Source organism: Inquilinus ginsengisoli, from assembly GCF_031453975.1.
GTDB lineage: Bacteria > Pseudomonadota > Alphaproteobacteria > DSM-16000 > Inquilinaceae > Inquilinus > Inquilinus ginsengisoli_A.
This window is the reverse complement of the sequence record NZ_JAVDPW010000004.1, coordinates 389569-403504: the sequence shown is the minus strand read 5'-3', so window position 1 is coordinate 403504 and position 13936 is coordinate 389569. Positions and strand designations below refer to the sequence as shown.

General features: G+C 72.3%; 13 protein-coding genes. 5 read left to right on the top strand and 8 right to left on the bottom strand.

The features are described 5' to 3' along the window. Positions 1-16 precede the first annotated feature (16 nt). Positions 17-1639, bottom strand: a complete 1623-nt coding sequence (gene aceB, locus E9232_RS13475; protein ID WP_309794651.1) for a malate synthase A — start codon at positions 1637-1639, stop codon at positions 17-19. 136 nt (positions 1640-1775) lie between these two features. Here aceB and E9232_RS13470 point away from each other — a divergent pair, with 136 nt between their 5' ends. Genes E9232_RS13470 through E9232_RS13460 form a run of 3 tightly spaced genes read left to right on the top strand, consistent with a single transcriptional unit; the run spans position 1776 to position 3640 of the window. Continuing rightward, positions 1776-2663: a glycosyltransferase gene (locus E9232_RS13470; RefSeq protein ID WP_309794650.1), complete on the top strand. Its 888-nt coding sequence runs from the start codon at positions 1776-1778 to the stop codon at positions 2661-2663. Continuing rightward, on the top strand, positions 2579-2947 hold the full coding sequence (locus E9232_RS13465) for a glycosyltransferase (RefSeq protein WP_374710619.1): 369 nt from the start codon (positions 2579-2581) through the stop codon (positions 2945-2947). The genes E9232_RS13470 and E9232_RS13465 overlap by 85 nt, the downstream gene beginning before the upstream one ends. A 42-nt stretch (positions 2948-2989) precedes the next feature. Continuing rightward, entirely contained in the window at positions 2990-3640 is a 651-nt protein-coding gene (locus E9232_RS13460) for a hypothetical protein (RefSeq protein ID WP_309794647.1), read from the top strand. 153 nt (positions 3641-3793) lie between these two features. Here the strand turns inward: E9232_RS13460 and E9232_RS13455 are convergent, their stop codons facing one another. Then, entirely contained in the window at positions 3794-5221 is a 1428-nt protein-coding gene (locus E9232_RS13455; protein ID WP_309794645.1) for an amidase, read from the bottom strand. A gap of 98 nt (positions 5222-5319) precedes the next feature. Between E9232_RS13455 and E9232_RS13450 the strand changes: the two genes are divergently transcribed. Beyond that, complete coding sequence (locus tag E9232_RS13450; protein ID WP_309794644.1) at positions 5320-6093, top strand: helix-turn-helix transcriptional regulator; 774 nt, start codon at positions 5320-5322, stop codon at positions 6091-6093. Between the two features lie 7 nt (positions 6094-6100). Here the strand turns inward: E9232_RS13450 and E9232_RS13445 are convergent, their stop codons facing one another. The 3 genes from E9232_RS13445 to E9232_RS13435 all read right to left on the bottom strand — a co-directional run bounded on the left by E9232_RS13445 (position 6101) and on the right by E9232_RS13435 (position 8945). Beyond that, entirely contained in the window at positions 6101-7462 is a 1362-nt protein-coding gene (locus tag E9232_RS13445) for an APC family permease (protein ID WP_309794642.1), read from the bottom strand. A 131-nt stretch (positions 7463-7593) separates the two neighbouring features. Next, positions 7594-8001, bottom strand: a complete 408-nt coding sequence (locus tag E9232_RS13440; protein ID WP_309794640.1) for a VOC family protein — start codon at positions 7999-8001, stop codon at positions 7594-7596. Positions 8002-8078: 77 nt separating this feature from the next. Further along, positions 8079-8945: an AraC family transcriptional regulator gene (locus tag E9232_RS13435; protein WP_309794638.1), complete on the bottom strand. Its 867-nt coding sequence runs from the start codon at positions 8943-8945 to the stop codon at positions 8079-8081. A gap of 147 nt (positions 8946-9092) precedes the next feature. Here E9232_RS13435 and E9232_RS13430 point away from each other — a divergent pair, with 147 nt between their 5' ends. After that, positions 9093-10040 carry an aldo/keto reductase gene (locus E9232_RS13430; protein WP_309794637.1) on the top strand — a complete coding sequence of 316 codons (948 nt, stop codon included), beginning with the start codon at positions 9093-9095 and terminating at the stop codon, positions 10038-10040. Between the two features lie 16 nt (positions 10041-10056). Here the strand turns inward: E9232_RS13430 and E9232_RS13425 are convergent, their stop codons facing one another. The 3 genes from E9232_RS13425 to E9232_RS13415 are packed head-to-tail and all read right to left on the bottom strand — an operon-like array spanning position 10057 to position 13918. Continuing rightward, positions 10057-12111, bottom strand: coding sequence for a dipeptide ABC transporter ATP-binding protein (locus tag E9232_RS13425; protein WP_309794636.1), 2055 nt, complete (start codon positions 12109-12111; stop codon positions 10057-10059). Continuing rightward, positions 12108-12965 (bottom strand): ABC transporter permease, encoded by an 858-nt coding sequence (locus E9232_RS13420; protein WP_309794634.1) that lies wholly within the window; start codon positions 12963-12965, stop codon positions 12108-12110. The genes E9232_RS13425 and E9232_RS13420 overlap by 4 nt, the downstream gene beginning before the upstream one ends. Beyond that, entirely contained in the window at positions 12962-13918 is a 957-nt protein-coding gene (locus E9232_RS13415) for an ABC transporter permease (RefSeq protein ID WP_309794633.1), read from the bottom strand. Before E9232_RS13415 ends, E9232_RS13420 begins: the two co-directional genes overlap by 4 nt. Between the last annotated feature and the right edge of the window lie 18 nt (positions 13919-13936).

The window sequence follows — 13936 nt, the reverse complement described above, 5'->3', positions numbered from 1 at the left end:
CAGCGGCGCCAGAGGGTTACGCGGCGTTCGCCACCACACGCTGATAGGCGGGCAGGGTCAGGAACTCGACGAAATCCTGGCGCTCCACCAGGTCCTGGAACAGGCCGGCGGCCTCGTCCCACTTGCCGGCGGCATAGCGTTCGGTGCCCAGCCGATCCTTCCACGCCGCCAGCTCCTCGCGGATGGTCTGGCGCACCAGCGCGACGTCGACCGGCCGGCCGTCGTCCAGCGTGCTGCCCTGGTGCAGCCACTGCCACACCTGGGTGCGGCTGATCTCGGCGGTGGCCGCATCCTCCATCAGGTTGAACAGCGGCACGCAGCCCAGGCCGCGCAGCCAGGCCTCGATGTAGCCGATGCCGACCGATACGTTCATGCGCAGCCCCGCCTCGGTCTTGTGGCCGGGCGGCACCACCAGCAGGTCGGCCGCCGCGACCTGGACGTCCTCGCGCTTGCGGTGGATCTGGTTCGGCGTCGGCATCAGCCGGTCGAACACCTCCAGCGCCACCGGCACCAGGCCGGGATGGGCGACCCAGGTGCCGTCATGGCCGTTGTTGGCCTCGCGCTCCTTGTCGGCGCGGACCTTGGCGAAGACAGCCTCGTTCGCCGCCGGGTCGCCGCGCACCGGGATGAAGGCGGCCATGCCGCCGATCGCCGAGGCTTCGCGGCGATGGCAGGTCTTCACCGCCAGCAGGCTGTAGGCGGTCAGGAACGGCGTCGCCATCGTGACCTCGGCGCGGTCTGGCAGAACCGCATGAGGATCGTTCCGGAACTTCTTGATGAAGCTGAAGATATAGTCCCAGCGGCCGCAGTTCAGCCCGGCCGAATGGTCGCGCAGCTCATACAGGATCTCATCCATCTCGAAGGCGGCGAGGATGGTCTCGATCAGCACCGTCGCCTTGATGGTTCCGTGTGGGATTCCAAGGGCTTGCTCGGCGTGGGTGAAGACCTCGTTCCACAGCCGCGCCTCGCGGTGGCTCTCCAGCTTCGGCAGGTAGAAATAGGGGCCGGTGCCGTTGGCGATCAGCCGCTTGGCGTTGTGGAACACGAACAGCCCGAAATCGAACAGCGCGCCCGAGGCCGGCTTGCCGTCGACCAGCAGATGCGCCTCCTCCAGATGCCAGCCCCGCGGCCGGACCTTCAGCACGGCGGTCTTGTCCTTCAGGGCGTAGTCCTTGCCCGAGGACGGGTCGGTGAAGGCGATGCTGCGGTCGATGGCGTCGCGCAGGTTGATCTGGCCCTCGATCTGGTTGGCCCAGGTCGGGGTGTTGCTGTCTTCGAAATCGGCCATGAACACGCTGGCGCCCGAGTTCAGGGCGTTGATCACCATCTTGCGGTCGACCGGCCCGGTGATCTCCACCCGGCGGTCCAGCAGGTCGGCCGGCATCGGCGCGATGGTCCAGTCGCCGTCGCGCACCGATTTGGTCTCGGGCAGGAAGTCCGGCTTCTCGCCGGCATCCAGCCGCAGCTGGCGCTCGGCGCGCAGGCCCAGCAGGCGGCGGCGCTCGGCGCCGAAGCGGCGCTCCAGCCCGACCGCGAAGGCGATCGCCTCCGGCGTCAGGATCTCAGCGAAATCCGGGCGCCACGCGCCGGTGATGCTGGTGCCGCCGGGGGTGGTGTAGGCGGAATGGGTCTCGGTCATGCGCAATCCCTGAGCCTCTGAGAGGGCCGTGGGCGCCCGGCCCGGTTTGTGCGCGGCAACCATAGGCATCCGGGGCGGGATTCGTCAAAGTCTGAGAGCGCCCGGCGGCACGATGGCGCGGGCGAGGGAGAGCGTGATGCGGATCCTGCTGGGCTTCGCCGGCGGCAGCGGCCATTTCGGCCCGCTGGCGCCGATCGCCCGGGCCGCCGCCGCGGCCGGCCACGCCGTCGCCTTCGCGGCCCAGCCGGCGATGGTGCCGGTCGTCGAGGCCGCGGGATTCCAGGCCTTCGCCACCGGCGGCGCGACGGTTGGCAAAGCGCCAGCCCGCACCACGCTGCTGGCGCTGGACGCGGCGCGGGAGGACCGGGCGGTGCGCGACGGCTATGCCGGCCGGGTGGCGCGCGACCGGGCGGCGCAGCTGCTGGCGCTGTGCGGCGACTGGCGGCCGGACCTGGTGGTCTGCGACGAGCTCGATTTCGGCGCCATGGTCGCGGCCGAACGGCTGGGCCTGCCCCATGCCTCGGTGCTGGTGATCGCGGCTGGCGCCCTGGTGCGGCGCGACCTGGTGGCCGCACCGCTGGCGGCGCTGCGGGCGCAGCACGGTCTCGCGGCCGACCCGGAGCTGGCGATGCTCAGCCGCCACCTGGTGCTGTCGCCGGTGCCGCCCAGCCTGCGCGACCCCGCTTATCCACTGCCGGCCACCGCGCATCCGATCCGCCCGCATCTGCTCGACGCCGGGGCGGACGGCCTAGTCCCCGACTGGCTGGCCGGCCTGGCGGGCCGCCCGACGGTCCACGCCACGCTCGGCACGGTGTTCAACCTCGAATCCGGCGACCTGTTCGAGCGGATGCTGGCGGGGCTGCGCGACCTGCCGGTCAACGCCGTCGTCACCGTCGGCCGCGACATCGATCCGGCGCGTTCGGTCCCCAGCCCGGCCATATCCGGATCGAGCGCTACATCCCGCAATCCCTGCTGCTGCCGCATTGCGATCTGGTGCTGTCGCATGCCGGGTCGGGCAGCGTGATCGGCGCCCTGGCACATGGCCTGCCCTCGGTGCTGATCCCGCTCGGCGCCGACCAGCCGCACAACGCCGCCCGCTGCGAAGACCTCGGCGTCGCCAGGGTGCTCGATGCGGTGCGCTGCACGCCGGCGATGGTGCGCGACGCGGTTGCCGCCGTGCTGGCGGACCCGGCCTGCCGGCGCGCCGCCGAAGCGGTGCGGGACGAGATCGCCGCCATGCCGGACGCGGCCCACGCCGTGACGTTGCTCCAACGGCTCGTGCGAAACGGCCGGCGCGCAGGGTCTTGATCGCGGTAGTATTAGTTTTCGCGTATGTTCATGATACGTTCTATGACACACACGCACTCATCCCCCACACGGCCCGCACCGGCCGATCCCGGCCAGGTCCTGGCGCAGCAGCAGATCCGGATCCTTGGCCGGTTGGCCGAGATGGCCATGGAGCAGGCCGAGGCCATGCATGCCGAGATCATGGACCCACCGCCGGCCAAGGCCACCGGCGCCACACCGGACCAGACGCAGGCCCGGATCGTCGCCGCCGGCATCGCCTTCCCGCGCCTGTCCCGGCTGGTGGTGCAGATCGTGGCGCTGCAGTCCCGCATCGCCCGCGAGCTGTACGGCCCGCAGCAGAAGGCCGCGGCGGCACGGGCCGAAGCTGCCGTCCAGGCGCGCCAGCAGCAGCGCAGGCGGCAGGTCGAGCGCATCGTCGACCAGGCCATCACCCAGGTCGAACCCGAATTCCATGGCGGCCGCAAGCTGCGGGACATGCTGGCCAAGATGCTCCCGGAGATCGATCCGGTGCTGGATCCCGAGGTGTTGGACCGCCCGCTGGCCGAGACCGTGGCCCGGCTGTGCCGGCAGCTGGGCATCGCGCCCGACTGGAGCCGCTGGGCGGAGGAGGACTGGGCGATCGCCGAGGCCCGGGACCAGCCGCCGGGGTCGCCGTATGCCAAGGCGCGGAGCGCTGGGTCGGATACGGGGTAATACCCTTGCGTTGCCTCTCCCGCGTGGCGGGAGAGGTCGGAAATCCTCTTGGATTTCCGGGTGAGGGCTGGCACCGGCCTCGACAAAATCCCCTCACCCGGAGCCGCTTCGCGTCTCCGACCTCTCCCGCAAGCGGGAGAGGCAACGCAAGGCCTACCGACCAACCGGCCCCCGGCGCAGCGCCGTGGTCAGGCCGGCGTCCAGCAGCACCGTTTCGATCGCCCCGGCCAGGGCCAGCACCGCCTCGTCGGCGTGGCGGCGGCCGACGATCTGCAGGCCGACCGGCAGGCCGCCCGGCGTCAGCCCGGCCGGCAGCGACAAAGCCGGGCAGGGCGACAGCAGGTTGAACGGCGCGGTCATCTCCAGCCCGTGATAGCGGCCGTCCGGCCCGTCGGCCATGAAGTCGTCGTCGGTCTGGGTCACCAGCGGCGGCGGCACGGCGCAGGTCGGGCACAGCAGGGCCTCGTGATCGGCCAGGATCGGCGCCAGCTCGGCCCACATCCGGCTGCGCAGGATCTCGATGCGCTTGATCTCGGCAGCGCCCAAGGTCAGGCCGCGGTCGATGATGCGGGCGATGACCGGGTCCATCCGGTCGCGGAATCCGGCCAGGCGGTCGCCGTGGAACGCCGCCATGAACACGCACCACAGGTCGAACCAGCGGTCGCCGACCTCGCGGGTCCAGGGCAGGCGCACCCGGTCCACCACCGCGCCGGCCCGGCGCATGGCCTCGACCGCCGCCTCGATCGCGGCCTCGACTGCGGGGTCGATGGCGAAGTGGCCGAGATCCATCGACAGCGCGAAGCGGCGGCCGGCCAGCCCGTCGATCCGCGTCGCGCCGAGGTCGAAGGCCAGCGGCAGCGATCCGATGTCCTCGTCGCTGGGCCCCGCGGTGGCGGCCATGAAGGCGATGGCGTCGTCGACGCTGCGGGCCAGCGGGCCGAAATGCGAGATGTCGTCGAACTGGCTGGGCAGGATGGTCATCGGGATCCGGCCCAGGCTGGGCTTGAACCCGACCACGCCGCAGAACGCCGCGGGAATGCGCACCGATCCGCCCATGTCGGTGCCCTCGGCGAAGGCCACCACCCCGGCGCCGACCGCGGCCCCGGATCCGCCGGAGGACCCGCCGGGCGACCGCTCGGGGTCCCACGGGTTGCGGGTGACGCCCCAGCGCGGGCTGTAGGTGAAGCTGGAATGGGCGAATTCCGGCGTCGTGGTCTTGCCGATCACGATGGCGCCCGCCGCCTCCAGCCGCCGCACCACCAGGGCCGACCGGTCGGGCACCCAGTCGCCGGTGCTGTGCGACCCTAGCGTGGTCAGGTGCCCGCGGGTCGGGGTCAGGTCCTTGACCGCCACCGGCACGCCGTGCAGCGGGCCTAGCGGCCCACCGGCGGCCACCGCCGCATCGGCGGCGCGGGCGGCGGCCATGGCCTCGTCGTCCAGGATCAGGGTGAAGCAGTTCAGCCGGTCCTGCGCCGCATGGGCGCGGGCCAGGGTGGCCGCGATCACATCCTCGGCCCGGGTGCGGCCGGCCGCGATGCCGGCGGCGGTGTCGCGGACGCTCAGGATTTCAGGATCGGGCATCGGTCATCTCGGGTTGTGGCAGTTCGGGTTGTGGCAGCGGATGGCTTGCGGCCGGCGCGGACCGGGCCAAGATATCCCCGGCGACGGAAGGGCAGTCCATGGGATTCGCGGCGTGGAACGCCGGCCTGGCGGCGGCGATGGCGGCGGTCGGCTCGGACGGGTTTCCCGACCGGCTGGGCGAGGCCCTGGCCGGGCTGGTGGGGTTCGACATGCTGAACGGCTTCGCCTATCGCGGCGACGCGCCGCCGCTCGACCTGCACAACCGCCAGGCGCCCGACCTCGCCGCCATCATCGTCGATGGCTACATCGCCGGGGCCTATCTGCTCGACCCGTTCTTCGTGACGGTGCGCGGCGGCACGCCCGACCGGGTGCTGGTGATGCGCGACCTGGCGCCCGACCGCTTCGGCCAGAGCGAGTACTACAAGCGCCACTACATCCGCGCCCGCATCCTGGACGAGGTCGGCTACGTCCTCGACCTCGGGCGCGGGCTGACCGGGGTGCTGTCGGTGACCCGGCGGCGCGGCCATGCCCGCTTCAGCCGGGCCGAGGTCGAGACCCTGCGCGAGGCCGCGCCGATGGTCTGCGCCCTGGGCGAGCGGCACTGGGCCGGGTTCGGCGCGGCGGCGGGGGCGGGCGGGGCCGGCGACCTGGTCGACCGCCTGATCGCGCTGGGCGACGGCCGCCTGACCCGGCGCGAGGCCGAGGTGGTCGGGCTGATCCTGAAGGGGCATTCCTCGCCCTCGATCTGCGCCCTGCTCGGCTTCGGCCAGGAGACGGTGAAGACTCATCGCAAGAGCATCCACCGCAAGCTCGGCATCTCCTCGCAGGCCGAGCTGTTCGCCCGCTTCACCGCCTTCCTGGCCGAGCGCTGACCGCCCCTCAGCGCCGGGCGGCCGGGGCATCCTCGACCTCGCGGAACTCCGTCTCCGGCGGCTGGCGGCTGAACATCCGGGTGAGGTAGGCGAGGTAGACGATGCCGACCGCCAGCCAGATCAGCCCCAGCACCTTGGCGTGCTCGTCCAGGCTGACCAGCAGCCACAGGTTGGCGACCGCGCCCAGCGCCGGGACCACCAGCGTCTTCACGGTGGCGCCGAGGCCGCGGTCGGACGACCGCAGCCACAGCAGCCGGATCACCGACAGGTTGACGAAGACGAAGGCGACGAAGGCCCCGAAGTTGATGAAGGAGGTCGAGGTGGTGACGTCCAGCTTCAGCGCCGCCAGCGCCACCACCCCGGCCAGGGCGATGTTGAACACCGGCGTGCGCAGGATCGGGTGGACATAGCCGAAGGCGGCCTTGGGCAGCACGTCGTCGCGGCCCATCGCCAGCAGCAGCCGGCCGACGCTGGCCTGGGCCGACAGGCCGGAGGCGAACTGCGCCACGATCAGCCCGGCCAGGAACAGCATGACGAAGACGTCGCCGCCGATCGCGGTGGCGATGTCGAAGGCGGCGCTGTCGACATTGGCGAAGCTGCCGCCGGGGAAGGCGGCCTGGGTCACGACCGCGGCGCCGATGAAGATGCCGCCGCCGATCAGCGCGATCAGCATGATCGCCCTGGGGATGGTGCGCGCCGGCTCCACCGTCTCCTCGGTCAGCGTGGTCACCGCGTCGAAGCCGAGGAAGGAATAGGCGGCGATGGCGGCGCCGGCGAGGTAGGCGGGCAGGGTGCCGCCGGCGCCGGCGAAGGGGTCGAGCGAGAACAGCGGCCGCAGCCCCGGCCCCGCAGTCAGGTGGTGGATGCACAGCGCGACGAAGGCGGCCAGCACCGCGAACTGCACCAGCATCAGCACGATGTTGACGCCATTGGCCAGCTTAATGCCGATGATGTTGATGGCGCTGGTGACGGCGATGAAGGCCAGGATCCAGACCCATTGCGGCACGCCGGGGAAGGCGGCGGACAGGTAGGCCGCGCCGATCAGCCAGATCGCCATCGGCAGGAAGAAGTAGTCCAGCAGGATGGCCCAGCCGACCAGGAAGCCGAGATGGCCGCCGAAGGCGCGGCGGGTGTAGGTGTAGGCCGATCCCGCGACCGGATAGGCGGCGGCCATGCGGCCGTAGGAATAGGCGGTCAGCAGCACCGCCACCAGCGCCAGCACATAGGCGGTGGGCACCGCGCCGCCGGTCTTCTCCGCCAGGATGCCGAAGGTGCCGAACACGATCATCGGCGTCATGTAGGCCAGGCCGAACAGCACGACCGAAGGCAGCCGCAGCGTCCGCGTGAGCCCGAGGGGCTTGTCCGTCATCATCAACCTCCCTGGGGCCGCCGCCGTCTTGTGGCGACGGTCGGCAGGCCCGCGATGTGCGATGCCGGAACTATGGAAAGCCGCCGCCCGCTCGCGCCATCACCCCAAGGGGGGAGAAGGGGGAGGGAGGATCAGGCCGTGGCGGTCAGGTCGGGCCGGTAGCCGCCGAAGCTCCAGAAATGGCCTTCCGGGTCGAGGGCGCTGTAGCCGCGGCCGCCATAGGGCTTGTCGGCGAGGGCGTGGGTGATCTCGGCCCCGGCGGCGACGGCGCGGGCGTGGTGGGCGTCGACGTCGTCGAGGGCGATGTAGACGCTCTGGTTCAACCCCGTCAGGTCGCGGGGGCTGACCCAGCCCATCTCCGGCCTGGCGCTGTTCAGCATGATCACGGCCGGCCCGATCGCCAGCTCGGCGTGCAGGATGGTGTCGTCCGGGCCGGGCGTCACCGACAGGGCGTGGAAGCCGAAGGCGCGCTGCAGCCAGGCGATGGCGGCCGGCGCGTCGCGGTAGAACAGGCAGGGGATGATGGTCGGGTCGGGCATCGCAACCTCCGGTCGCAGCATGGGGTGCGGGCAGGGTAGGGGCGCCGGGCGGGCGGGTCTTGGACGGATGTTACCGGCTAATCGCGCATGCCGCCGCCCTCGGGCAGCCGGCGGCGCAGGAAGTCGGAGGGCGGGCTGCCGGCGAACTGGTTGAAATCGCGGATCAGGTGCGACTGGTCGTAGTAGCCGCACTCCGCCGCCAGCTCGGCCCAGGGCATGGCGTCGGTCGATTGCAGCAGCCCCACCGCATGCTGGAAGCGCAGGATGCGGGCGATGCTCTTGGGCGGCAGCCCGGCCTGCTCGCGGAACTGGGCGATCAGGTGCTTGCGGCTGCAGCCCAGCTCGGCGCTCAGCGATCCGATGTCGACGGCGCCGTGGCTGGCGCACAGCCGGTCCCAGGCCCAGGCGACTCCGGCCCAGGGCGGCCGGGCATCGGCGATGCGGGCGGCGATCACCGCGTCGAGCAGGTCGAAGCAGTCGTCCCAGTCCTCCAGCCCGCCCAGGCGCTGCTCCAGCCGCCGCGCCTCGGGCCCGAGGTCGCCGTAATGGATCACCTGCTGGGCGATCTGGTGCAGCGGCAAGCCGAGGAACAGATGGGCGCCGACCGGGGTGAAATAGACCTGCACCCCGCGCGACGCGCCGCTGCCTTCGGTGACGACATAGCTGTCGTAGAGCCCGCCGATGAAGCCGTGGGCATAGGTCTCCGGCGCCCGGCTCTCGCGCGGGTCGCTGATGCGGAAGGCCGGGCCGGTGTTGAAGATCACCGCGACATGGGCGATGGCGAGCTCGCGCCGGCGGTGGAACCGGATGCCGCTCTCGTCGAAGCCGGCATAGGACTGGACATAGGGGCGCAGCCGCGGGTCGGGCTCGCGGAACGCGAACTCCCAGCGGCCGAGGTCGGAATGGTGGCTCAGCCGGCGGCTGCGCGGCGGGTGGTGTCCCATGGCGGCTCCCCGGCCGGGAGTGTGCCGCGACATCCGGGGATTGTCGCGGGAAAGATGCCGATGCGGCTTGACCGGGGCAGCCGGTCGCGCTGCAAATGCCGGACGAAAGCGATGGGACAGGGAGCGGGCAACCCCCGGGAAGCAGCGATGACCAATCCGATTGAGCGCCGGCCGATCGGCCGCACCGGCGTGACCGTCTCGCGGCTGGGGATCGGCGGCGGCAGCCTGTTCAGCTCGATGGGCGACGCCGGGGTGGCCGAGGTGGTCGACCATTGCTGGGCGCGGGGCCTGCGCTTCTTCGACACCGCAGCACTCTATGCCGCCGGGGTCAGCGAGCAGCGCTTCGGCACGGCGCTGGAGCATCGGCCGCGCGCCGAGCATGTGGTCGCGACCAAGGCCGGCCGCTATGTCGAGGATGGCGAAAACCGGTTCGACTACAGCCGCGACGGCTTCCTGCGGTCGATCGAGCGCAGCCTGGCCAAGCTGAAGCGCGACCGGCTCGACATCGTCTCGATCCACGACGTCGACCCCGACCAGCATGGCGACGCCTATGAGGACCGCTTCGCCGAGGCGATGGCAGGCGCCTATCCGGCCCTGGCCGAGCTGCGCAGCCAGGGCGTGATCCGCGCCATCGGCGTCGCGGTCAAGAGCTGGCAGGTCTGCCAGCGCTTCGCGGCGGCCGGGGAGTTCGACTGCATGATGCTGGCCGGCGGCCACACCCTGCTGAAGCAGGACGCCGTGCCGTTCCTGGACGATTGCGCGGCGCGCGGCATCGCGGTGCTGCTGGCGGCGCCGTTCAACACCGGCATCCTGGCGACCGGCGCGATCGAGGGCGCGCGCTACTTCTACAAGCCGGCGCCGCCCGAGGTGCTGGAGGCGACGCGCCGGATCGAGGCGGTGTGCCGGCGCCACGACGTGCCGCTGCCGGCCGCCGCGCTGCAGTTCCCGCTGCGCCACCCGGCCGTGGCCAGCGTCGTGGTCGGCCACCAGGCGGCGGCCGAGGTCGACCACAACCTGGTGCTGCTGCAGCTGCCGATCCCGGAGGCGTTCTGGGCCGATCTGGCGGCGGAAGGGCTGGTCGCCGAGGCCCGCTGACCGTCAGGGCCGCCTCTCATGAGGCCAGCCGCCGCGCGGGGTGCTCCTCGTCCGCGACGGTCTCGCCGCGGGCGATCCGCTTCAGCTGCTCGATCGCGATGTGGCAGCGGATGCCGTGGCCCGGCGCGGCCTCGACCAGCGGCGGCTCCTGCTGCTCGCAGATGGCGCCCAGCTTGTGCGGGCAGCGGGATTGGAAGGCGCAGCCGGCCGCCGGCGCCGCGCCGCCTGCGTCATCGCCCTCCGGCCGGATCCGCGCCGGCATCCCGCCATCGAGGGCGGGCAGGGCGGACAGCAGCGCCGCGGTGTAGGGGTGGTGCGGGCCGGACCAGATGCGGTCGGCCGGGCCGATCTCGACCAGGCGGCCCCGGTACAGCACGCCGATGCGGTCGGCGAGGTAACGCACCACCGCGAGGTCGTGGGAGATGAAGATGTAGCTGACGCCGCGTTCGGCCTGCAGGTCGGCCAGCAGGTTGAGGATGGCGGCCTGCACCGAGACGTCGAGCGCCGAGGTCGGCTCGTCGCAGACCACGATCCGCGGCTCGCCGGCAAAGGCGCGGGCGATGGCGGCCCGCTGCTTCAGCCCGCCCGACAGCCGGCGCGGCCGGGTGGCGAGATGGTCCGGACCCAGCCTGACGGCCTCGGCCAGGTCGCGCAGCCGGTCGCGGCGCGGGCCGGCCGCGCGCAGCCCGGCGAGGCGGCGCAGCGCCCGGCCGAGCACCCGGCCGACGCTGCGCGCCGGGTTCAGCGACGCGCCCGGATTCTGGAACACGATCTGCAGCGCCTTGACCTGGGCCCGGCTGCGCCGTGTGGCGCGGCCGTGCAGGGCGGTGCCGTCCAGCTCGATCCGGCCGCCCGGATCCGGCGCCGACAGCCCCAGCAGCAGATGGGCCAGGGTCGACTTGCCGCTGCCGGATTCGCCGACCAGGCCCAGCGTCTCGCCCGGCCACAGGTCGAAGGAGACGTCGTTCAGGGCCTTCGCTGCCTGCCCATCGACACCATAGGTCTTGGACAGGCCCCGGACCGTCAGCACCGGGGCTGCGGTCGCCGCCTTGGCCAGCGCCGGCGGCGCCGGCGGGGGCGCCAGGAACAGCTCGGGCGTGCGCTCGTGCAGGTGGCAGCGGCTGCTGCGGCCGCCCGGCAGCGCCTGCAGGGCCGGGGCCTCGCGATGGCAGCGCGGCTCCGCCAGGGCGCAGCGCTCGGCGAAGACGCAGCCGATGCTCTCAGTGCCCGGCGCCGGCAGCGCCCCGGGGATGACATCCAGCCGGTGGCGCGCCTTGTGCCGCCCCGGCGCCGGCAGGCAGCGCAGCAGGCCGGCGGTGTAGGGGTGGCGCGGCTGGGCGAAGATCTCTTGCGTCGGTCCTTCCTCGACCAGGGTGCCGGCATACAGCACGCCGATGCGGTCGCAGATCCGCCCGACCAGCGGCAGGTTGTGGCTGATGAACAGCAGCGCCGTCCGGAACTCCCGCCGCAGCCGGCCGATCAGCTCCAGCATCTCCGCCTCGACCGTGGCGTCCAGGCCGGTGGTCGGCTCGTCCAGGATCAGCAGCGACGGGTCGCCGGCCAGCGCCATGGCGATCACCACCCGCTGCTGCATCCCGCCGGACAGCTGGTGCGGATACAGCCCCATCACCCGGCCGGGATCCGCGATCTGCACCCGCTCCAGCATCGCCCGCGCCCGGCCCGCCGACTCGCGGCGCGGGGTGCCCGCGACCTCGAAGGCCTCGGCGATCTGGCGGCCGATGCGCAGCGCCGGGTTCAGGGCGTGGCCGGGATCCTGGTAGACCATCGACACCGGTCCGGCGCGCAGCCGGCGCAGGTCGCGGCCGCCCAGCCCGGCGATGTCCTGGCCGTCGACCAGCACCCGCCCGCCGCGCACCCGCCCGTTCGCCGGCAGGTAGCGCATCGCCGCCAGCGCGGCCGTGGTCTTGCCGCAGCCGGATTCGCCGACCAGCCCATAGGCCTCGCCCGGGGCGATGGCGAAGCTGACGCCGCGCAGCACGGCGCGGTCCCGGCCGCGGACCCGGTAGGCGACGTCGAGCGCGTCGACGGTCAGGGCGTCGGGGCCGCTCATCGCGCGAAGGCCCGTTCGATGCCGTCGGCGACCAGGTTGACCCCGATCACCAGCGAGATCGTCGCCAGCGCGTCGAACAGCACGGTCCACCAGTAGCCGCCGCCGATCAGCGCGTAGTTCTCGGCGATCGACAGGCCCCAATCGGCCGAGGGCGGCTGGATGCCGAAGCCGAGGAAGCTGAGGGTGGCGACCGAGAAGATGGCGTAGCCCAGGCGCATCGTGACCTCGACGATGATCGGCGGCAGGACGTTGGGCAGGATCTCGGCCAGCATGATGTGCAGCGCGCCTTCGCCGCCCAGCTGCGCCGCGGCGACATACTCCTTCTCCCGCTCGGCGCGCACGGCGGCGCGGACGGTGCGGGCGATCAGCGGGGCGTAGAGCAGGCCGATCACCACCACCACGGTCGCGTTCGACGCCCCCAGGGCGACCAGCGCCATCAGCGCCACGATCACCGTCGGCAGGGCCAGCAGGGCGTCGTTGAAGCGGCTGATGGTGCCGTCGACCAGCCCGCGGAAATAGCCGGTGACCAGGCCCAGCAGGGTGCCCAGCACCGCGCCCAGCAGCGTCGCCAGCGGGGCGATGGCGAGGATGTCGCGGGCGCCGACCACGACCCGCGAGAACACGTCGCGGCCCAGCCGGTCGGTGCCGAACCAATGCTCGGCCGAAGGCGGGCCCAGCGCGTTCATCAGGTCGTCGGCATAGGGGTCGAACGGCACCAGATGGGCGCCGGCCACGGCGCAGGCGATCCAGAACCCGACGATCACCAGGCCGGCGATGAAGGTGCCGGACAGGGCGAAGGATCCCGTCCTGGGGGAGACCGATCGGCGCGTCCCGGCGTCCAGCTGCGCGGTCATGCGGTGGCTCCGCGCAGGCGGGGGTTGAGGGCGGTGGCCACGACGTCGCCGACCAGCCCGGTCAGGGCATAGGCGGCGCCGACCACCAGGATGCCGGCCTCCAGCATCGGGAAGTCCTTGGCCTTGGCGGCGGCGTAGATCAGCCCGCCGATGCCCTGATAGCGGAACAGGGTCTCGACCACGACCAGCCCGCCGATCAGATATCCGGTCTGGGTGAAGATCACCGTGACGGTCGGCAGCAGCGCGTTGCGCAGCACGTGGCGCCACAGCACCACGGCGGGCGGCAGGCCCTTCAGCACCGCGGTCCGGGTGTAGTCGGCGGCCAGCGCCTCGACGGTTCCGGCCCGCGCCATCCGGGCGATGTAGCCGAACAGCACCAGCACCAGCGGCAGGGCCGGCAGGATCAGGTGCTGGATCTGGACGCCGATGCCGGCGCCCGGCGGCCAGGTCGCCGAGATCGGCAGCCAGCGCAGCCACAGCCCGAAGACCAGGATCAGCAGCAGGGAGGAGACGAATTCCGGGATCACCGAGGTCGACAGCCCCAAGAGGCTGATGATCCGGTCGAGCGGTCGCCCGGCATAAAGCGCCGCGACGACCCCGCCGGCGATGCTGATCGGCACCACCAGCAGGATCGCCACCGCCGCCAGCTTCAGCGAATTCGCCAGCGCCGTGCCGATGAAGGGCGCCACCGGGGCGCGATAGGCGAAGGACCGGCCGAGGTCGCCCTGGACCACCCCGCCGATCCAGCCGGCATATTGCGCCAGCACCGGCTGGTCGGCGCCGATCTGGTGGTTCAGCGCCGCCACGGCCCTGGCATCCGCGAAGGGACCCAGGATCGCCCGCCCGATGTCGCCCGGCAGCAGCTGGCCGCCGGCGAAGACCAGCACGCTGAGGATCCACAGCGTGACCAGCAGCAGCGCCAGCCGCACCAGCACGAAGCGGGCGATCCTCACGCCGTCCTCCCCGGCATC